General features: G+C 67.0%; 15 protein-coding genes. 12 read left to right on the forward strand and 3 right to left on the reverse strand.

Going from position 1 to position 20,792, the window contains the following annotated elements; translation table 11 throughout:
* Positions 1–76: 76 nt before the first annotated feature.
* Positions 77–985: a LysR substrate-binding domain-containing protein gene (locus BMZ21_RS20570; RefSeq protein WP_091838548.1), complete on the forward strand. Its 909-nt coding sequence runs from the start codon at positions 77–79 to the stop codon at positions 983–985.
* Here the strand turns inward: BMZ21_RS20570 and BMZ21_RS20575 are convergent.
* Positions 982–2,859, reverse strand: a complete 1,878-nt coding sequence (locus BMZ21_RS20575) for a bifunctional sugar phosphate isomerase/epimerase/4-hydroxyphenylpyruvate dioxygenase family protein (protein ID WP_091838552.1) — start codon at positions 2,857–2,859, stop codon at positions 982–984. The two genes, BMZ21_RS20570 and BMZ21_RS20575, sit on opposite strands and share 4 nt — an antisense overlap.
* A 646-nt stretch (positions 2,860–3,505) precedes the next feature.
* Between BMZ21_RS20575 and BMZ21_RS20585 the strand changes: the two genes are divergently transcribed.
* Positions 3,506–4,900, forward strand: a complete 1,395-nt coding sequence (locus BMZ21_RS20585) for an MFS transporter (RefSeq protein WP_091838558.1) — start codon at positions 3,506–3,508, stop codon at positions 4,898–4,900.
* Between the two features lie 328 nt (positions 4,901–5,228).
* Positions 5,229–6,602: an FAD/NAD(P)-binding protein gene (locus BMZ21_RS20590; RefSeq protein WP_091838561.1), complete on the forward strand. Its 1,374-nt coding sequence runs from the start codon at positions 5,229–5,231 to the stop codon at positions 6,600–6,602.
* A 187-nt stretch (positions 6,603–6,789) separates the two neighbouring features.
* Here BMZ21_RS20590 and BMZ21_RS20595 read toward each other — a convergent pair whose 3' ends face one another.
* Complete coding sequence (locus BMZ21_RS20595; protein ID WP_091838566.1) at positions 6,790–7,656, reverse strand: LysR substrate-binding domain-containing protein; 867 nt, start codon at positions 7,654–7,656, stop codon at positions 6,790–6,792.
* A gap of 105 nt (positions 7,657–7,761) precedes the next feature.
* Here BMZ21_RS20595 and BMZ21_RS20600 point away from each other — a divergent pair, with 105 nt between their 5' ends.
* The 7 genes from BMZ21_RS20600 to BMZ21_RS20630 all read left to right on the forward strand — a co-directional run bounded on the left by BMZ21_RS20600 (position 7,762) and on the right by BMZ21_RS20630 (position 17,350).
* A complete protein-coding gene (locus BMZ21_RS20600) occupies positions 7,762–8,907 on the forward strand; it encodes a 2-aminoethylphosphonate--pyruvate transaminase (protein WP_091838570.1) in 1,146 nt (381 codons plus the stop codon).
* A gap of 10 nt (positions 8,908–8,917) precedes the next feature.
* Complete coding sequence (gene phnA, locus BMZ21_RS20605; protein ID WP_091838574.1) at positions 8,918–10,171, forward strand: phosphonoacetate hydrolase; 1,254 nt, start codon at positions 8,918–8,920, stop codon at positions 10,169–10,171.
* 2 nt (positions 10,172–10,173) lie between these two features.
* The gene (gene phnY / locus BMZ21_RS20610; protein WP_091838577.1) at positions 10,174–11,625 is read left to right on the forward strand and encodes a phosphonoacetaldehyde dehydrogenase; all 1,452 of its coding nucleotides are present in this window, start codon (positions 10,174–10,176) and stop codon (positions 11,623–11,625) included.
* A 104-nt stretch (positions 11,626–11,729) separates the two neighbouring features.
* On the forward strand, positions 11,730–12,749 hold the full coding sequence (locus BMZ21_RS20615) for a putative 2-aminoethylphosphonate ABC transporter substrate-binding protein (RefSeq protein ID WP_091838581.1): 1,020 nt from the start codon (positions 11,730–11,732) through the stop codon (positions 12,747–12,749).
* A 113-nt stretch (positions 12,750–12,862) separates the two neighbouring features.
* Entirely contained in the window at positions 12,863–13,954 is a 1,092-nt protein-coding gene (locus tag BMZ21_RS20620; protein ID WP_091839387.1) for a putative 2-aminoethylphosphonate ABC transporter ATP-binding protein, read from the forward strand.
* A gap of 23 nt (positions 13,955–13,977) precedes the next feature.
* Positions 13,978–15,666 carry a putative 2-aminoethylphosphonate ABC transporter permease subunit gene (locus BMZ21_RS20625; RefSeq protein ID WP_244543932.1) on the forward strand — a complete coding sequence of 563 codons (1,689 nt, stop codon included), beginning with the start codon at positions 13,978–13,980 and terminating at the stop codon, positions 15,664–15,666.
* A 19-nt stretch (positions 15,667–15,685) separates the two neighbouring features.
* Positions 15,686–17,350 (forward strand): Na/Pi cotransporter family protein, encoded by a 1,665-nt coding sequence (locus BMZ21_RS20630; RefSeq protein ID WP_091839390.1) that lies wholly within the window; start codon positions 15,686–15,688, stop codon positions 17,348–17,350.
* 10 nt (positions 17,351–17,360) lie between these two features.
* On the opposite strand, the gene BMZ21_RS20635 is transcribed toward BMZ21_RS20630, so the two are convergent.
* Positions 17,361–18,260: a LysR substrate-binding domain-containing protein gene (locus tag BMZ21_RS20635; protein ID WP_091838587.1), complete on the reverse strand. Its 900-nt coding sequence runs from the start codon at positions 18,258–18,260 to the stop codon at positions 17,361–17,363.
* A gap of 142 nt (positions 18,261–18,402) precedes the next feature.
* On the opposite strand from BMZ21_RS20635, the gene pbfA reads away from it, so the two are divergent.
* Positions 18,403–19,764 carry a (R)-1-hydroxy-2-aminoethylphosphonate ammonia-lyase gene (gene pbfA / locus BMZ21_RS20640; RefSeq protein ID WP_091838590.1) on the forward strand — a complete coding sequence of 454 codons (1,362 nt, stop codon included), beginning with the start codon at positions 18,403–18,405 and terminating at the stop codon, positions 19,762–19,764.
* 7 nt (positions 19,765–19,771) lie between these two features.
* Complete coding sequence (locus tag BMZ21_RS20645; RefSeq protein WP_244543933.1) at positions 19,772–20,785, forward strand: 2-hydroxyacid dehydrogenase; 1,014 nt, start codon at positions 19,772–19,774, stop codon at positions 20,783–20,785.
* Positions 20,786–20,792 lie beyond the last annotated feature (7 nt).

Raw genomic sequence — 20,792 nt, forward strand, 5'->3', positions numbered from 1 at the left:
ATCTCTCCTCCTGGCCATAACCTATCAGGGTGAAACCGACCCGAATAATGCAAAGATCGTTGGAGTTCATAATCGAATGATTATGCACCCCGCCGTCAAGCTGCGTCATATCCGGGCTTTCCTGGACATTGCGGTCGAAGGCAGCCTGTCGGCGGTCGCACGGCGCCAGGGTATCACGCAGCCGGCCCTGAGCCGCACCCTCGCGGAATTGGAGACCTTGCTGGCGACGCCGCTGTTCCGGCGCGAGAAGCGGCGCCTCGTGCTGACCGAGCAGGGCGCGCTCTTTCGCCGCCATGCCAGCATCGGCCTGCAGGCCTTCGAGGCCGGGGCGGCGGCGCTGCATCCGGGCGCGCCGGGCAGCACGATCCGCGTCGGCGTCCTGCCCACGGCGGCGACGCGCCTGTTTCCGCGCGTGGCGCTGCGTTTCCGCGAGATCGCGCCCGAGACGGTGTTGGCGATCGAGACCGGGCCGCATTCCTATCTCGTCGGGCTGCTGCGCGAGGGGGCGATCGACCTGATGCTCGGGCGCATGCCGGTGGCCAGCGAGATGGCCGGCCTGGTCTTCGCGCATCTCTACGAGGAGGAGATCACGCTGGTCGCGCGCGGTGACCATCCGCTGCGCGGCGAGCCGGTGGCGCAGTTGCTGGCGCGCGTGCCGGTGCTGCTGCCGCCCGCCACCGCGATCATCCGGCGGGCGGTCGACGATTACCTGATGACGTTCAACCTGGCCGGGCTGCAGCCCGCCTTCGAGACGGTCGCCCTGCCGGTGGGACGGGCGATCCTGCTCGGCTCGGATGCGGTCTGGTTCATTTCGCGCGGCGTCGTCGCCGACGACCTCGATCGCGGCGATCTCTGCGAGATCTCGACCGGCGCGCGCTTTCTGTCGGGTGCGGTCGGCCTGACCAAGCGCCAGGGTGGGCCGGCGGTCCCCGGCCTCGACCTGCTGGAGCGGCTGACCAAGGAGAGCTCAGACCGGCAGAATTAGCGTTTCGGCATCCCCGCCGGGCGGGCCGCGCGCTTCTGCGCGGCGATGCGGAAGGGGGCGTTCGGGGCGCCATAGCCCTGATAATTGCCTTGCCGCTGCACGATCTCGAAGAAGAAGCCGTCGGGCCGCGGCGCCGAATAGAACTGGAAGAACTGCCCGCCGGCATCCTCGTCGTAGAGGATATTGGCGAGGCGCATCCGCTCGACCAGCGCCGGCGGCAGGCCGAAGCGCGCCTCGACGTCGTGGTAGTAGTTCGCGCCGATCTGCAGCACCGGGAAGTCGCGCGAGGCCATCGCGGCCGCCGTGGCGAAGATGTCGGCGCTGGCGAAGGCGATGTGCTGGACGGAGGAGCCGAAGCTGTCCTCGATGAAGCGCCCGGCCAGGGTCCCGCGCGCGCTGGCCCCGTTCAGGGTCACGCGCAGGCCGCCGGACTGCACCGCCTGCGAACGCACCAGCCCGTCGGGATCGACGACGTCGACGACCGGCGACTTATGGGCGTCGAAGATGCTGGTGTAGAACAGCGACCAGCTCAGCATCTCGTCGTAGGGCATGGTCTGGCCGATATGGTCGACCCGCGTCAGCCCAGCGCCGGCGCCCGCAGGGCTCGTCCTGAAGTCGATGTCCCAGATGCGGCCGAGATCGGATGTCGCATCCAGGAAGCGCAGGACGCTGCCGCCGACGCCGCGAATGGCGGGGATGCTCAGCTCGCCCTCGCCGGCAGCCTGCGCATGCGGCTGGGCGAGCAGCGCGCTCGCGCGCTCGAAGGCGGCGCGCGCATCGGGCAGCATCAGCGCGATCTCCGACACCCCTGTGCCGTGGACGAGATAGGAGCTGTTGGCGAAGCCGCTGGCGTCGGTGTTGACCAGCACGTTGACGCCGCCCTGCCGCCACAGGCCGACCGGCTTCGAGACATGGTTGCCGGTCTTCTCGAAACCGCAGGAGCGCAGCAGCGCCTCGAGGCCCGGCGCTTCCTCCGCACTGGTGGCAAATTCGAGGAACTCGACCCCCGCGACCGGGGCCGGCGGGGCGAAGGCGGGCAGATCCGCAGGCAGCGCCGGCTCGACCCGGCGCACCCGGTCCATCACGGCGATCAGGCTGCGATGGCCGTCCTGCGCCACCAGGCGCGGCAGGCCCGAGCGGAACTGGTCGTTGAAGATCTCCAGGCTGAGGGGCCCGGCATAACCCGTCGCGGTCACGGCGCGCATGAAGCCGGTGACGTCGAGATCGCCTTCGCCCGGCATGTTGCGGAAATGGCGCGACCAGTAGAGCAGGTCCATGTCGATCGCGGGCGCGTCGGCGAGCTGCACGAAGAAGATCCGGTCGCCGGGGATCGCACGGATCGAATCCGGATCGATGCGCCGGGCGAGCGTATGGAAACTGTCGAGGATCAGGCCGACATTGGGATGGTTGGCGCGCCGCACCACCTCCCAGGCATCGCGATGGTCGTTGACGAAGCGGCCCCAGCACAGCGCCTCGAAGCCGACGCGCACGCCGTGCCGCTTCGCGAGATCACCGAGATCGTGAAAATCCCGGGCCATGCGGTCGATGCCGCCGAGAGCGGCCGGATGCGTGGTCGAGCAGACCAGCACGAGATCGGTGCCGAGCTGGTTCATCAGCTCGAATTTGCGGGCGGCGCGGGCGAAGGCCCGGCTGCGATAGGGCTCGGGCAGGCTCTCGAAATCGCGGAAGGGCTGGAACAGGGTGATCTCGAGCCCGGCGTCGCGCACCATCTGGCCGACATCGCCCGGCGTGAAATCGGAGGCGAGAAAGTCCTGCTCGAAGATCTCGATGCCGTCGAAGCCGGCGCCCGCGATGGCTTCGAGCTTCTGCGAAAGGTTGCCGGACAGCGAGACCGTTGCGATCGACGTCTTCATTCTCTGCCCTTTCGCGACGGCGCGCGCCTGCATGCCCGAAACTCGCCTGGCCAGAGCCCGGCGAGGATTCGCCGGGCAACGATACCCGGCTGGCGGAGGAAGTGTAGCCCGAAGGTCACCTGAAACGATTGAGGCCACTGCCCAGGCGAGTTGCCTCGACGGTGCGGGAGGTTCAGCACGTCGATGCTCTGTCGAGAGCTGGGCGCGGCGGAAGCGGCACGCCGAGCGGGCTGCTCGTTTGAGCGCTTCCTGCAACAATACATAATGTCTAGATTATGGATTTCAGCGCATTTTGCATTATTCGTCGCGATTTCGTCTTGGTAGGTTATGAGCAGAAGGAGAGATTGCACAAGATTCAGCCCTGCGATGGACTGCTCGGCGCTTGCGCGGACGGCCTCGCGGCGGCTTGGGTGAGCCCCGTTCTGGCGGCGAGGCAGGACTTGCGAGCCGCCACCGCCTGCTTCTCATCCGAATTTTCCCTGCGCGCGAGATAGGCCGCCGGCACGGCCGAATATCGATCGCGTTGGCGGGTTTGAGTGTCTGACGAGAGCGGCGTCCGGATCGCCGCAGATTGTGCCTGCCTCGCATAAGCGCCGCACGAAAAGCTGCGGCGCAAGAAACAGAAACTAGTCATCGGGAGTGGAACATGACGGCAGCTTTGCATGCTGACATCCAGCACACGCAGCAATCGACGAAGGCGGCAGCAAGCGGCTGGATCGGCTCGGCGCTGGAGTATTATGACTTCTTCATCTACGCGACCGCAGCAGCGCTGATCTTCCCGCAGATCTTCTTTCCGTCGAGCAATCCGACCGTGGCGATCGTCGCCTCGCTGGCGACCTATGGCGTCGGCTATGTCGCCCGCCCGATCGGCGCCTTCGTGCTCGGGCACTGGGGCGACACGCACGGACGCAAGAATGTGCTGGTCCTGTGCATGTTCCTGATGGGCTTCTCGACCATCGCGGTCGGCCTGCTCCCGACCTATGAGCAGGTCGGCATCCTGGCGCCGATTCTGCTCGTCCTCATGCGCCTGATCCAGGGCTTCGCCGTCGCCGGCGAGATCTCGGGCGCGAGCTCGATGATCCTCGAGCACGCGCCCTTCGGCCGCCGCGGCTATTACGCCAGCTTCACGCTGCAGGGGGTGCAGGCGGGGCAGATCCTGGCCGCGGCCGTCTTCCTGCCGCTGGCCCATTTCATGCCGGAGGCGGCGTTCAACAGCTGGGGCTGGCGCATTCCCTTCCTGCTGAGCTTCATCGTCATCATCGCGGGCTGGATCATCCGTCGCGAGGTCGACGAAACCCCCGCCTTCAAGGAGGAAGACAGCCAGAACGCGACGCCGCGCTCGCCCGTGATCGAGGCGATCCAGACCAGCTGGCCGGACATGATCCGGGTCATCCTGATGGCGCTGATGAACGTCATCCCGGTCGTCGCCACCATCTTCGGCGCCGCCTATGCGGTCCAGGCCGCCTATGGCATCGGCTTCCACAAGGACGTCTATCTCTGGATCCCGGTGATGGGGAACATCGTCGCCTGCCTGATCATCCCCTATGTCGGAAACCTGTCCGACAAGATCGGACGTCGTCCGCCCATCATCGTCGGCGCCCTCGGTTCCGGTCTGCTCGCCTTCGGCTATCTCTATGCGATCTCGATCCACAGCGTGCCGCTGGCGATCGTGATGTCGCTGCTGATGTGGGGCGTGGTCTATCAGGGCTACAACGCGGTCTTCCCGAGTTTCTTTCCGGAGCTGTTCCCGACCCGGACCCGCGTCTCCTCGATGGCGATCTCGCAGAATCTCGGCACCGCCGTCACCGCGCTGCTGCCGGCGCTGTTCGCCACCGTCGCTCCTCCGGGCTCGCAGAACGTGCCGCTGGTGGTCGGCGCGATCGCCTTCGCCATCTGTGCCGTCGCGGCGGCGGCGGCCTGGTCGACCCGCGAGACCTACCGCGTCAGGATGAACGACCTCGGCAATCCCGAGGCGGCTCCGGTCGACCAGGCGAGCTATGAGCGCCTGCGGGACGAGAGCATCGCGGCCTCGCGTAGCTAGAGCAGGATCGGGCCGGCCTGGTTTGACCGGCAGGGCGGCTCGAGGTCACGTTGCATTCGGGCGGAAGCGTCCGGATGCAGCGTGATCGATTCCGAGGGTCGAGACGGCTTTGCGGCGCCGTAGATCCGTCCGGCGCCGGCGCCGGGCTTGCCCATTCGATCGGCCGTGGGGTAGCCATGTCGTCGGCGCCATCGCATCGGACCGAATGGTCGAAGCCTTCTTTTGAGAAAATCGGGCGCGATAACAACGAGATAGATCGCGCTGCCGCATCGTTCCGGCCGCGCCGTGACCTTAGCCGCGGAGACCGAATGCAGCGGAAATCTCGCCTGTGACTGCCGCGCCGGGAAAGCACATCATCATTGTCGGCGGCGGTGCCAGCGGCGTGTTGATGGCGTGCCACCTGCTGCGCGATCCGCGCGACAACTGCGTGGTGACGCTGATCGAGCGCCGCGAGCGGGTCGGGCCCGGCCTGGCCTTCTCGACCGATCGTCCCGAGCATTTGCTGAACGTCCGGGCCGCGAACATGAGCGCCTTTCCGGACGATCCGCTGCATTTCTGGCACTGGCTGAGCGAGGCTGCCGCGAGCCGGTTCGAGCCCTGCCCGGATCCCTACTGCTTCGCGCCGCGGCATCTGTACGGGGAGTACATGTCCCAACTGATCGCCCAGGAGCGTGCCGGGCCGGATGGGCAGGATCGGCTGACCATCGTCCGAGGCGAATGTCGGACCATCGAGGAGAGGGCGGGCAGGGTCGTCGCGACGATCGACGACGGGACGACGCATCTCGGCCAGGTCGCCATCCTCGCGACCGGCAACGAAGCCTATGACTGGCAGCAGGCCGATCGCCATGTCAGCCCATGGACGGCAGAGGCGACGCGAGCGGCGGAGATCGGAAAGCCGATCCTCATCCTCGGGACCGGCCTGTCGATGGTCGACTATGTCCTGACCCTGCTGCAGAAAGGCTTTGCCGGGCCGATCCATGCGCTGTCGCGGCGCGGCCTCCTGCCGAGGGTCCACCGCGATGCCTCGCCTGTTCGCTTCGACAAGGAGGACATCCCCTTCGGCGCCAGCGGCGCGTCACTCCTGCGCTGGTTCCGCGCCAGGCTCGCCGATCACGAGCGCCAGGACGGCGACTGGCGCGGCGTCGTCGACGGCGTGCGGCCCTTCAGCCAGGAGATCTGGTGGAAGCTGTCGAGCCGGTCGAAAGCGCGCCTGCTCGAGCATGCGCGGGCACATTGGGACGTTCATCGCCATCGCATGGCGCCGCAGGCCGACAGGCAGTTGCAGAACGCGATGGCCAGCGGGCAGCTGCGCATTCTCTCGGGCAGGATGCTATCCTGCGAAGCCGGCGAGCACGGCTTAAGCGTCTCTTATCGCCCGCGCGGGCAGCCCGATCCCGAGATGTTGTCGGTCGGCAGCATCATCGATTGCAGGGGGATCACCGGCGATCCCTTCCTCTCGACCAATCCAGTCTTGCAGTCGTTGCTCCGGCAGGGATTGGCGCGGGTCGACGCATTGCGCATCGGCATCGATGTCTCGGCCGATCATGCAGTGCTCGATGCCTCAGGGGCGGCCTCGCGCCGGCTTTTCGCGATCGGACCGCTGACACGGGCAGCGTTCTGGGAGACCGTCGCCATTCCCGACATCCGCGAGCAGTGCACAAGGCTCGCGCGCCAGATCGGATTGCTGTCGGTGGCGGCCTGACGTGAGAGTTTGGGCCTGCTGAGCTTCGATCACGCCCGCGCCCCGCAGCGTTTCAGACAAGGTTAAACACTGCGAGCGCCGCGACGACGACGAATGCCACGCCGAGCATTGTCAGCTGGACCCAATGCCCTGCTCGGCCGCGCCTGGCGCCGGCAGGATGAGCCGGCACGGGATGCCGATGGTCACATCAGAGATCCTGGACCGTCTCGAAGAAGCTGCGCACCAGCGGCAGGCGCTGGCGTTCCGCCCGGCAGACGACGTATTCGCCGACGTCGAACTCGGCGCCGGTGATGACGATGCGCTTCAGGCCGGCTTCCGGCCTGAACTCGGAGGCAAAGACCACGCCGATGCCGAAACCGAAGGCGACGGCCTCGCGGACGGCTTCGCGCGACTGCACCTCCAGCAGGTTCGCCGGCTTGATCCCGGCGACCGACAGCCGGTTCTCGAAGACCTCCCGGGTGATCGAGCCCCGCTCCCGCAGGACGATATCCTGGCCGGCGAAGGCCTCGATCGGCAAATGCTCGTGCCTTGCCAGTTCGTGCTGATCCGAGACGAAGGCGATGAGATCGTCGGAGCGCAGCTTGATGCTGTGGATGCGCGGGTCGGAGTTGGCGCGCGCCGTGATCGCCACATCGGCGGCGAAGTCCATGATCTGGTCGACGACCTCCGAGGAATTGCCGATCGTCAGCGAGAAGGTCAGGCCCGGATAGCGCTCGCGCATGCGGGCGAGGGTGGACATGACATGAGTGGCGCTGTCGGCCGCGATCCGCAGATGGCCCCGCTGCAAGGTGCGGCTGCCGGCGAGCAGCGACTGGGCCTCGTCCTCCGCCGCGAACAGCCGGGCCGTGATGACGAACAGGCTCTGCCCGAGCGGGGTCAGCTTCACCTGCCTGCCGGCACGATCGAACAGCCTGACGCCATAGGCGTCCTCCAGCCCGCGGACCTGGGCGGACAGGGTCGGCTGGCTGACATTGCGCGTCCTGGCGGCGCCAGTGAAGCTCTGGGCCTCGGCCACGGCATGGAAGGCGGAGAGCCCGGAATAGCTGATGGCCATACCATAGATCCTATCTATGGACGATATGGAAACGATGTATTGGACCTATGTCAATCGCGATCCTAGCGTCGAGATCACCCGCCGCAACGACATCGCGAGACCCTCATGGCCCAGGCCCGCCGCCCTGCCTCCTCCGAAACCGGTGATCCTCTTCTCCTGACCCCTGGCCCGCTGACGACGAGCAAGGCCATCAAGGAAGCGATGGTTCACGACTGGGGTTCGCGCGACGCCACCTTCGTGGGGATCAACAAGGCCGTCCTCGATGAGCTGCCGAAGATCATCCATGGCGGCGAGGACTTCGTCACGGTGCCGATGCAGGGCTCCGGCACCTTCGCGGTCGAAGCCATGCTGACCACCTTCGTGCCGCGCGACGGCAAGATCCTGGTCCTGATCAACGGCGCCTATGGCCAGCGCGCCAAGCGCATCCTGGAGATCGCGGGGCGCGGCGTCGTCGTCCACGAGACCGCCGAGGACACGCCGCCCGATCTTGCCGAGGTCGACCGCATGCTGGTGGCGGACGCCGGCATCACTCACGTCTTCACGGTCCATTGCGAAACCACCAGCGGCATCCGCAACCCGGTCGAGGCGATCGCGGCGCTGGTCAAGCGCCATGGCCGCCGGTTGCTGGTCGATTCGATGAGCGCCTTCGGCGCCCTGCCGCTCGACAGCCGCGAGGTCCATTTCGATGCGGTCGCGGCCTCCTCGAACAAGTGCATCCAGGGCGTTCCCGGCCTCGGCTTCGTCATCGCCCGCAAGAGCGCGCTGGCGGAGACCAAGGGCAACGCCACCACGCTGGTGCTCGACCTCTACGACCAGAACGCCGGCTTCGAACGCACCGGCCAGTACCGCTTCACCCCGCCGATCCACGTCATCGTCGCCTTCCACGCGGCGCTGCAGGAGTTCTGGGCCGAGGGCGGCGTCGCCGGGCGCGGCGAGCGCTATGCCGACAATGCCCGCATCCTGATCGAGGGCATGCAGGAGCTCGGCTTCCGGACGTTGCTGCCGGCGGCCCGGCAGGCGCCGATCATCGTCACCTTCCACATGCCGCAGGACGAGAACTTCGTCTTCCAGCGCTTCTACGACGCGCTGAAGGACGCCGGCTACGTCATCTATCCCGGCAAGCTCACGGTCGCCGACAGTTTCCGGATCGGCTGCATCGGAGCGCTGGGCGCGCAGGATATGCGCAATTTCGTCGCCACCGTGTCGTCGGTCCTCGACGAGATGGGCGTCGGCCTGAAGTCGGCCGCCTGAGGAGCAGATCATGACGGTCCATACGAAAATCGACGGCGCGGTCATCGCCAACGGCCGCGGCTATGCCCGCCCGGCTCGTCCGACGGTGGTGATCTGCATGGACGGCTCGGAGCCGGCCTATATCGAGGCGGCCAGCGCCAAGGGGCTGACGCCGAACCTCGACCGGATCATGAAGACGGGGGCGAGCACCCACGCCTATTCGGTGATCCCGAGCTTCACCAACCCGAACAACCTCTCGATCATCACCGGGCGCCCGCCGGCTGTCCACGGCATCGCCGGCAACTTCTTCTACGACCGCGAGGCCAAGGAGGAGGTGATGATGAACGATGCGCGCTTCCTGCGCGCCCCGACCATCCTCGCCGAGTTCCAGAAGGCCGGCCTCAAGGTCGCGATGGTCACCGCCAAGGACAAGCTGCGCACGCTGCTCGGCAAGGGCCTCGACTTCAGCAGCGGCTCGGCGATCGCCTTCTCCTCGGAGAAGGCCGACAAGGCGAACAAGGCCGAGAACGGCATCGAGAAGGTGCTCGACTTCGTCGGCATGCCGGTGCCATCGGTCTATTCGGCCGATCTCTCCGAATTCGTCTTCGCCGCCGGCGTCAAGCTGCTCGAGAGCTTCAAGCCGGACCTGATGTACCTCTCGACCACCGACTATGTGCAGCACAAGGCGGCGCCTGGCTCGGAGATGGCCGACAGCTTCTACGCGATGTTCGACGGTTATGTCGGCAAGCTCGATGCGCTCGGCTGCACGCTCGTCATCACCGCCGACCACGGCATGAACGACAAGCACCTAGCCAATGGCGAGCCGGATGTCATCTACCTGCAGAGCCTGATGGACGAGTGGTACGGCAAGGGCACGATGCGCGTGATCCTGCCGATCACCGACCCCTATGTCGTCCACCATGGCGCGCTCGGCTCCTTCGCCACGGTCTACCTGCCAGACGGCGCCAGCCAGGAAGAGGTCGCAGCCCGCATCTCCGGCCTCGAGGGCATCGCGCTGGCGGTGACCGCGGCGGAGGCCTGCGAGCGCTTCGAATTGCCGGCCGACCGGATCGGGGACGTCGTCGCGATCTCGACGAGGCAGAAGGTGATCGGCACCTCGCCCGACAGGCACGACCTCTCCGGCCTGACGGAACCCTTACGCTCGCATGGCGGCATCACCGAGCAGCGCGTGCCGATGATCGCCAACCGGCCGATCACCGTTCCCGAGGGCCGAACCTTGCGCAATTTCGACGTCTTCGACGTCGCCCTGAACCTGGTGCACTGACGATGAACGCGACCGTGAAGCCGCCGGTGCGGCGCGAGGCGATGCGGATCGCCGGCAAGCTGGTCTCGACCGAGGACATGGTCGAGGTCAGGAACCCCTATGACGACAGCGTCGTCGGGCTCATTCCCGCCGCCCGGCCCGAGCATGTCCGCGAGGCCTTCGCCAAGGCCAAGGCGTTCAAGCCGGTGCTGACCCGCTATGAGCGCCAGCGCATCCTGCAGAAGACGGCCGAACTCCTGTTCGCCCGCAAGGAAGACTTCGCCCGGCTGATCACCGCCGAGGCCGGCCTGTGCTGGAAGGACTCGCTCTACGAGGCCAGCCGCGCCTATGACGTCTGGTCGTTCGCGGCCCAGCTCACCATCAAGGACGATGGCGAGATGTTCTCCTGCGACATCTCGCCGAACGGCAAGGCCCGCAAGATCTTCACGACGCGCCAGCCGCTGCTCGGGGTGATCTCGGCGATCACGCCGTTCAACCACCCGCTCAACATGGTCAGCCACAAGCTGGCACCGGCGATCGCGACCAACAACCGCCTCGTCCTCAAGCCGACCGAGCTGACGCCGCTGACCGCGCTGGCGCTGGCCGACGTGCTCTACGAGGCCGGCCTGCCGCCGGAGATGCTGTCGGTCGTAACCGGCAATCCCTCGACCATGGGCGATGCGATGATCACCGATCCCGATGCGGATCTGGTGACTTTCACCGGCTCGGTCCGGGTCGGCAAGCACATCGCCAATACGGCCGGCTACAAGCGCATCGTGCTCGAGCTCGGCGGCAACGATCCGCTGATCGTGATGGAGGACGCCGATCTCGACAAGGCGGCCGAACTCGCCGTCACCGGCGCGACCAAGAACTCCGGCCAGCGCTGCACGGCGGTGAAGCGCATCCTGGTGGTCGAGAGCGTCGCCGAGGCCTTCTCCAAGCTCGTCGTCGAGAAGGCGAAGAAGCTCACATGCGGCGACCCGATGGACCCGGCGACCGATGTCGGCACCGTCATCAATGCCCGCTCGGCCGCGCTCTTCCAGGCCCGCGTCGACGATGCGGTGACGAAGGGTGCCGAGGTCCTCTACGGCAAGCGGGCGGAAGGGGCGCTGTTCCACCCGACCGTGGTCGACAAGATCCCCTACACCTGCGAGCTTGTGCATGAGGAGACCTTCGGCCCGGTCATCCCGATGATCAGGGTGCCCGACGACATCGCCAAGGTCATCGCGATCTCGAACTCGACTGCCTATGGCCTGTCTTCCGGCATCTGCACCAACCGCTTCGACTACATCCAGCGCTTCGTCGCCGAGCTGGAGGTCGGTACGGTCAATCTCTGGGAAGTTCCGGGCTACCGGATCGAGATGTCGCCCTTCGGTGGCATCAAGGACTCTGGCCTCGGCTACAAGGAGGGCGTCGTCGAGGCCATGAAGTCCTTCACCAACGTCAAGACATGGTCGATGCCCTGGAGCGCGTGACCTGAGAAGACCAACGCAGGCGGAGCAATCCGCCTGCGTTTTGCATGTCAGGGGAAGAAACGTCGAAAGAGCGTTCAAACCGATCAATAAGAGGGGATGAGATCATGAAGAATTGGCTTGCTACCTGCCTCGTCGGCGCCTTTGCACTCGCGCTTCCCGGCGCCGCCCTGGCGCAGAAGACGAAGGTGACGGTCTATACCGCTCTGGAGAACGATCAGCTCGGCCCGTTCAAGGCCTCGATCGAGAAGGCCGTGCCCGAGGCCGAGGTGGTCTGGGTCCGCGATTCCACCGGTGTCATCACCGCCCGCTTCCTGGCCGAAAAGGACAATCCGCGGGCCGACATGGTGATGGGTCTGGCCGCGTCGAGCCTCCTGATGTTCGAGAAGGCCGGGCTGCTCGAAGCCTACAAGCCTGCCGGCGCCGATGCGCTGAAGCCGGTCTTCCGCGACGGCAGCGAGCCCTACACCTGGACCGGCATGGACGCCTATCTCGGCGTCGTCTGCTTCAACACCGCCGAGGCCAAGGGCGTCCCGGTGCCGACCTCCTGGAAGGACCTGCTCAACCCGGCGCTCAAAGGCAAGATCGTGATGCCGCATCCGGCTTCGTCCGGCACCGGCTATCTGATGGTCGCGGGCTGGCTGCAGAGCATGGGCGAGGCCGAGGGCTGGAAGTTCATGGACGGCCTGCACGAGAACATCGCCGCCTATCTGCATTCCGGCTCGGCGCCTTGCGTCCAGGCGGCGCGCGGCGAGCGCACCGTCGGCCTGGCGCTCGACATGCGCGGCGCCTCCGAGAAGAGCAAGGGCGCGCCGATCGAGGTGGTGATCCCGAAGGAGGGCGTCGGCTGGGAGATGGAAGCCAGCGCCATCGTCAAGGGCAGCAAGAACCTCAACCTGGCCAAGAAGGTCGCCGACTGGTCGACCACCAAGGAGGCCAACGAGCTCTACTCGAAGACCTATGCGATCGTGGCGGCGCCGGGCATCGAGAACAAGCCCGCCAACTATCCCGCCAATGCCGAAGCCGGGATGATCAAGAACGACCTGGCCTGGATGGCCGATAATCGCGACCGCGTCCTCGCCGAATGGTCGAAGCGCTACGAGTCGAAGGCGGCGCCGAAGAACTGACGCCAGCGCGCCGGCCCGGCTCGCCGCGGCGGGCCGAGCCGGCGCGTTTCATGCAGGGCGAGATGACAGGTCGCGCCCGAAGCCAGCTGCGCGTCCAGATGAAGGTCGGCAAGATGAGCACGAACACGGCTCCGTTTATCTCGATCCGCAAGCTCGCCAAGAGCTTCGGCGCCTTCCAGGCCCTGCGCAGCATCGATCTCGACATCCACCGCGGCGAATTCGTCTGCTTCCTTGGCCCGTCGGGCTGCGGCAAGACCACTCTGCTGCGCGCTATCGCCGGCCTCGACCCGCAGGACAGCGGCAGCATCCTGATGGGCGGGCGCGACGTCTCCCGTGCAAGCCCTGCCGAGCGCGATTTCGGCATCGTCTTCCAGTCCTATGCGCTGTTCCCGAACCTGACGGTCGCCGACAATGTCGGCTATGGCCTGGTCAACCGCCGCCGCCCATCGGCCGAGATCAACCGGCGCGTCGACGAACTGCTCGCGCTCGTCGGCCTGCCCGAACAGAGCAAGAAGTACCCGATCCAGCTCTCGGGCGGGCAGCAGCAGCGCGTGGCTCTCGCCCGCGCGCTGGCGACCGCGCCGGAGCTGCTGCTGCTCGACGAGCCGCTCTCGGCGCTCGACGCCAAGGTCAGGATCAGGCTGCGCGACGAGATGCGCTCTCTCCAGCAGCGGCTCGGCGTAACCACGATCATGGTCACCCACGACCAGGAGGAGGCCCTCGCCATGGCCGACCGCATCGTCGTGATGAGCAATGGCGCCGTCGAGCAGGTCGGCACGCCCGAGGAGATCTATCGCCACCCGGGCACGCCTTTCGTCGCCGATTTCGTCGGCCACATGACCTTCCTCGATGCCGTCGTCACCGGGCCGGGCCAGGTGCGCGTCGGCGAGCTCGACCTGCTCGTCGCCAATGCCGCGCCTTTCAGCGTGGGCACGCCGGTGCGGCTCGCCATGCGTCCCGAGGAGGTCCGCACCCGCTCGATCACGGCCGAGACCCCGAACCGCTTCGATGCGACGATCGGCGATCTCTCCTTCCTCGGATCCTATTGCCGGGCGCATCTGGAGCCGACGCATTCGCGCTCGACGCGGATCGCAGCCGATTTCTCGACCAATGCGATGCGCGATCTCGGCATCCAGCCGGGACAGGTGCGCACGGTCGCCTTTCCGCCGGAGGCGCTGCATGTCTTTGCCGGGGGCAGTCGATGAGCCATGCCGCGACACCGCTCACGATGACAAATGCCACCGTGAAGCTCTCGCCGCCGCGGCTCAGCGAACGCCATGTCGCCGGCGTGCTGATTCTGGCGCTTTGCGCGGTGCTCATCCTGATCATCGCCTTGCCGCTCTGGGCGCTGCTGTCCAAGAGCCTCGAGGATACCCAAGGCCGCTTCGTCGGGCTGGCGAACTTCGTCAGCTACGCCACGACGCCGACGCTGCTCTCCTCGCTGACCAACAGCCTGCTCGTTGCCAGCGTCACCACGGGAATCGTGCTGCCGCTCGCCTTTCTCTACGCCTACGCCCTGCGCCGCAGCTGCATTCCCGGCCGCGGGCTGTTCTATGCCGCGGCGATGGTGCCGGTCTTCGCACCCTCGCTGCTGTCGGGCCTCGCGCTGATCTACATCTTCGGCAATCAGGGCCTGCTCAAATCCTGGATGATGGGCGCTTCGCTCTACGGGCCGGTCGGCATCATCGCCGCCGAGGCGCTCTACAGCTTCCCCCATGCCGTGCTGATCCTGGTGACGGCGCTCGGCCTCTCGGACGGCCGCCTGCGCGAGGCGGCCGAGGCGATGGGCACGACGCGCTGGCGCATCTTCCACACGATCACGCTGCCGGGCGCGCGCTACGGCGTGATCAGCGCGGCCTTCGTGGTCTTCACGCTGGTGATCACCGATTTCGGCATTCCCAAGGTGATCGGCGGGCAGTTCAGCGTGCTCGCGACCGACGCCTATCGCCAGGTCGTCGGGCAGCAGAACTTCCCGATGGGCGCCGTCGTCGGCATCATCCTCCTGGTGCCGGCCGTGCTCGCCTTCTTCGTCGACCGCGCCGTCCAGCGCCGCCAGAGCGCAATGCTCTCGGCCCGCGCTGTGCCCTATGCGCCGCGGCCAGACAAGCGACGCGACCTCACGCTCCTCGGCTTCGTCAGCCTGACGGCGCTCGCCATCGTTGGGCCCTACGGCATCGCGATCTGGGGCTCCTTCGTCAAATACTGGCCCTATAACCTCTCGCTGACGCTGAACAATTACGACTTTGCCGCCGTCGATCCCGAGGGCTGGTCGACCTATGGCAACTCGCTGCTGCTGGCCTCGCTGACGGCGGTGATCGGCACGGCGCTGATCTTCACCGGCGCCTATCTGATCGAGAAGCTGAAGCTGTTCCCGCGCCTGCGCGCCTTCGCGCAGTTCCTGGCGATGCTGCCGATGGCGGTACCCGGGCTCGTGCTCGGCCTCGGCTATGTCTTCTTCTTCAACGCCGGCTGGAATCCGCTCAACGCTCTCTACGGCACCCTGACCATCCTGGTGATCAACACCATCGCCCATTTCTACACGGTCGGGCACATCACCGCCCTGACCAGCCTGAAGCAGATCGACAGCGAATTCGAATCGGTCTCGGCCTCGCTCAAGGTGCCGTTCTGGTCGACCTTCCGGCGTGTCACCGCACCGATCTGCCTGCCGGCGATCCTCGACATCGCCGTCTATGTCTTCGTCAACGCGCTGACCACGGTCTCGGCCGTGATCTTCCTCTATGGTGCCGACACCAAGCTCGCCTCGATCGCCATCGTCCACATGGACGAAGCCGGCGCCATCGCCTCGGCCGCCGGCATGGCGAGTGTGATCATGCTGACCGCCATCGCCGTGAAGCTCGCCCATGTCGGGCTCGATCGGCTGGTATTCGGCCGCCTGCAACGCTGGCGCCAGCGCTAGCTCCGCCGGACGCGTCGCCATGACCGGACAGACGCCGACCCAGATCCTGCTCGCGCTCGCCGGCGAGGTCGCGCTGCTGCTCTGGAGCGTGCAGATGGTGACGGCGGGCATCTCCGCCGCTTTCGGCAGCCGCCTGCGCGCCGTGCTGGCGACCGGCCTCGACAGCCGCTGGCGGGCCTTCGGGGCCGGCGTACTGGTGACGGCGGGCCTGCAATCCAGCACAGCCACGGCGATGATGATCGCCTCCTTCTCGGGAGCGGGACTGATCGCGCTCGCGCCGGCGCTGGCGATGATGCTCGGCGCCAATGTCGGCACGACGCTGATCGTCCAGTTCGTCAGCTTTGATACGAGCACGCTCGTGCCGCTGCTGATCCTGGCGGGCTACGCCGGCATGCGGCGCTTCGGACGGTTGCCCGCCCGCGAAATGGCGAAGGCGCTCTTCGGCCTCGGCCTGATGCTTTTGTCGCTGCGGCTGATGCAGGGCACGATGGGGCCGGTCGAGCATTCGCAGGTGCTGCGCACGGTGCTCGGCTCGCTCTCCGGCGACCCGCTGATCGCGCTGCTGCTGGCGGCGGGGCTCAGCTTCGCCGCCCATTCCTCGCTCGCCGCGATCCTGATCGTGATGAGCCTTGCCGCCACCGGCGTGATCGGCACGCCGACCATGCTCGCGATGGTGCTGGGCTGCAATCTCGGCACGGCGATGAACCCGCTCGTCCAGGCGCTCAAGGGCAATGCCGCGGCGCGCCGGGTGCCGCTCGGCAATATCGCCAACCGGGTCCTGGGCTGCCTGCTCGGATTGGTTCTGCTGCCCTTGCTGACCCGGCTCGTCGAGCAGCTTGCTCTTGCGCCTGCGCAGGCGGCGGCCTTGTTCCATCTCGCCTTCAACCTGGCGATGGCGGCGCTCTTCCTCGTGCCGCTGCCGGCGATCGCGCGGCTGCTGATGCGCGTCATGCCCGAGCCTGCCCCGGAGACCGATCCGTCGCGCTCGCGCTATCTCGACAAGGCCGCTCTGGCGACGCCGACGATCGCACTCTCCAATGCGACGCGCGAGGTGCTGCGCATGGTCGATGTCGTCGACGACATGCTGAAGTCCTCGCTCTCGGCCTTCGAAGGCGATGATCTCGCGCGCGTCACTGCAGTGAGCCGCGCCGACGACGTGCTCGACAGCCTGTTCAACCATATCCAACTCTATGTCGGCGCGATCCCCCGGACGGCCCTGTCGGAAGCCGATGAACGCCGGCTCTCGGCGGTGCTGGTGCTGGCGATCAACCTCGAACATATCGGCGATATCGTCGAAAAGAACCTGATGCAGATGGCCGGGCAGCGCATCCACGACCAGCGCCGGCTGCCGCCCGAGGCGCTGGAGCGCATCGCCGACATGCACCAACGGTTGCGCGATCACCTGCGCCTTGCGATCACCGTCTTCATCTCCGAGGACGAGATGACGGCGCGCCGCATCATCCGCGAGAAGGAGACTTTTCGCGAGCTGGAACGCGAGGCGATCGAGTCCCATCTCGCCGAGATGCGCACCGGCCAGCGCGAGGCCGTCGTCGTCAGCGCACTGCAGCTCGACATCACCCGCGACCTCAAGCGGATCGACGCCCACATCGCCGCGACCGTGCACGGGCTGCTGGAGCAGAAGGGCGCTCTGATCGGCAGCAGGCTCCTGCGCGCGGCGGAGTGAAGGAGAACGCCTAAGCGACTCTGTTTCCGGCCTGTTCAGGCCGGCTGCGCAGCGCCTGCGCGGTCGCGAAGAAGGCCTGTATCGCCTTGCTGTTGCGGCGCTCATGCAGGCAGATCAGCGTCTCGCGCATCAGGAGCGGCGGGCCGTCGAGGGTGATGCGGGCAAGGCGCGGATCGTCCTCGCCGAATTCCGCCGCCGAGACGAAGCCGATCCCGCCGCCCGCGGCCACGATCGCCCCGACAGCCTCGCGTCCTTCCGCTTCCACTGCGTAACTGAGCGCGATGCCGCTCTCCGCCGCCCGCTGCTCCAGCATCTGGCGGGTGCGCGAGCCGGCCTCGCGCATGATCAGCGGCCAGTCACTGAGCTCAGCCAGCGAAAGGCTCGCCCGAATGGCAGCTGGGTGGCTGCGGGCTGCAAAGGCGATGATCGGCGAGACATTGAGCGGCAGCACCTCGAAAGGGCGCTCATCACCGAGTTCGCCGAGCACGCCGATATCGGCTTCGTAGCCGGTCAGCATCTCGACGATGCTGCCGGTATTGCCGCGCGCGACGCTGATCTGGATGCCGGGATGGCGCTTGCGGAAGGCGGTGAGCACGTCGAGCACGTGCTGGACGGAATCGGCGACAATCCGCAGCGAGCCCGTCCGCAGCGAGCGCTCTTCCTGCAGCAGCTCCAGCGCCTCGCCTTCGGCGCCGAACAGGCGGTGGGTGACGGCGAGCAGCCGGTGGCCCGCCGGGGTCATGACGATCTGGCGATGGCGCCGGCTGAATAGCGCGACGTCGTACTCCTCCTCCAGCCGCCGGACCTGGTCGGAGATGGCCGGCTGGGTGAGGTGCAGCGCCTGCGCTGCCTTCGAGAAGCCGCCCGACAGCGCGACCTGGTGAAAGGCTCGGAGCTGGACATAGCGCATGCGACTGGGACCTGTGTGGAGGGTGCCGCACGATATCGCTGAAATTTATGGATGGATATAAATTAACGATTTTTCAGATCGTTCGGTTGCCGCCATTCTGCATCCCGTCGCACCGTGCCGGGGCGTGAAACGGGAACCGCTCATGCGCGCCGAAGCTTCCGCGATCATCCACACCGAGGGCGAATCCAACACCTCTGCCGCACGCAGCGGCTGGAACGCCGGCATCGGCGACGAGGCGACGCGCGAGCTGCTGGCGCGCGATTCCGCCGCCTTCCTGCACCAGAGCCTGTCGAGCCCCTGTCTCACCGCCATGGCCAAGGCGGAAGGCATCTGGATCGAGGACACGATGGGGCGGCGCTACATGGATTTCCATGGCAACAGCGTCCACCATATCGGCTACGGGCACCCCCGCCTCAAGGAGGCGATCAAGAAGCAGCTCGACGATCTCTGCTTTTCGCCGCGCCGCTTCACCTGCGAGCCGGCGGTCGAGCTTGCCGAGACGCTCGGGCGGCTGGCGCCGGGCGATCTCGGCAAGGTGCTCTTCACCACCGGCGGTTCGGATGCGATCGAGGTGGCGCTGCGGCTCGCGCGTGCCGCCACCGGGCGGTTCAAAACCCTGTCCTTCTGGGACGCCTTCCACGGCGCCGGTTTCGGCGCCTCCAGCGTCGGCGGCGAAGCGACCTTCCGCTCCGGCATCGCCGGCCCGCTTCTCCCCGGCGCCGAGCACGTCGCGCCCTGGGGCACCCGCAACTGCGCCTATGGCCACGACAATCTCGAAGATTCCGCCCGCGCCTGCGCCAAGATGATCTCCTATGTGCTGGCGAGGGAGGGGGATGTCGCTGCCGTCGTCGCCGAGCCGATGCGGGCGACGCCCTATCCGCCGGCAGCGGGCTTCTGGAAGAGCGTGCGCGAGGCCTGCGACCGGCACGGCACGCTGCTGATCTTCGACGAGATCCCGACCGGGCTCGGCAAGACCGGGCGCTTCTTCGCCCATGAGCATGACGGAGTGCAGCCGGACATGGTCGTGCTCGGCAAGGCGCTGGGCGGGGGCATCCTGCCGATCGCCGCGGTCATCGCCCGTCGCGATCTCGACGTCGCCGGCGGCTACGCCATCGGCCACTACACGCATGAGAAGAACCCGGTCACCACGCGCGCGGCGCTGACGACGATCGCGATCATCCGCGAAGAAGGCCTGACCGAGCGGGCGGCCGAGCTCGGCGCCCATGCGATGGACCGCCTGCGGAGTTTCAGCGAGCGTTGCCCCTCAATCGGCGATGTCCGGGGGCGCGGCCTGCTGTTCGGGGTCGAACTGGTCAAGGACCGCGCTGACTTCACCCCCGACAATGCTCTGGCCGAGCGCGTCTATTATCGCTGCCTCGAAGGCGGGCTGAGCTTCAAGATCAGCCAGGGCAACATCCTCACCCTGTCGCCGCCGATGGTGATCGCCCGCGCCGAACTCGACCGCGCGCTCGACATCGTCGGGCAGGCGATTCTCGCAGGCTGAGGGGGCGATGATGAAGGCTGTCCGCACCGACCGCGAGCTGGAATGCCCTGAGATCGACGCCGGCCTGCGCGCCCGCGGCGTCGAGCTCGTCACGCTGCCCGACGGCATTTCCGAGGAGGCGCTGGCGCGGGAGGTCGCTGAGGCCGACCTTCTGCTGATGTGCTACACGCCGGTCACCGAGCGGGTGATCGCCGCGGCCGGCAGGCTGAAGGGCATCGTCAAATACGGCGTCGGCATCGACGCGATCGATATCCCCGCGGCGATGGCGCGCGGCATCCCGGTGGTCAACGTGCCTGACTATGCCGAGGAGACGGTTGCGGAAGGCGCCTTCGCCCTGATGATCGCGCTCGCCCGGCGCATGCCGGAGATTGGCCGCACCATGCAGAGCGAGGGCTGGGTCTGGCCGGCGCAGCGCTGGCTCGGCCGTGACATCGCCGGCGCGACGCTCGGGCTCGTCGGTGCCGGCAAGATCGGGCGAAGCATGGCGCGGATGGCCGGGCAGGGCTTTCGCGCCCGCGTCCTCGGTTACGATCCGCATGTCGACACCGCGACCATGGCCGCCGCGGGTATCGAGAAAATCGATGATCTCCACGCGATGCTGCGGCAATGCGACTTCGTCTCGCTGCATTGCGTCCTGAACGATGCGACCCGCCATGCCATCGGCCAGGCGGAACTCGCCTGCCTCAAGCCCGGCGCCATCCTCGTCAATGTCTCGCGCGGTGCGCTGATCGACGAGGCGGCACTGGTCGAGGCGGTGCTGGCCGGCCGGCTCGGCGGGGTCGGCCTCGATGTCTACAGCCAGGAACCGCTCGCCCGGCAGGGCCATCCGCTCAGCCCGCTCTTCGGGCGCGACGACGTCATCCTGTTCCCGCACCTGACCTTTTTCACCGCCGAGGCGATGCGGCGCCTTTCCGACGATACGCTGGCGCGCTGCTTCGAGGTCCTGGACGGCAAACCGGTGCAGATCCGCTCGCACGATCCGCGCCTGCGGGCGCAGACGCGCAACGTCGTGTTCGCCTGAGATAGAG

The organism is Allobosea lupini (assembly GCF_900109525.1).
GTDB classification, from domain to species: domain Bacteria; phylum Pseudomonadota; class Alphaproteobacteria; order Rhizobiales; family Beijerinckiaceae; genus Allobosea; species Allobosea lupini.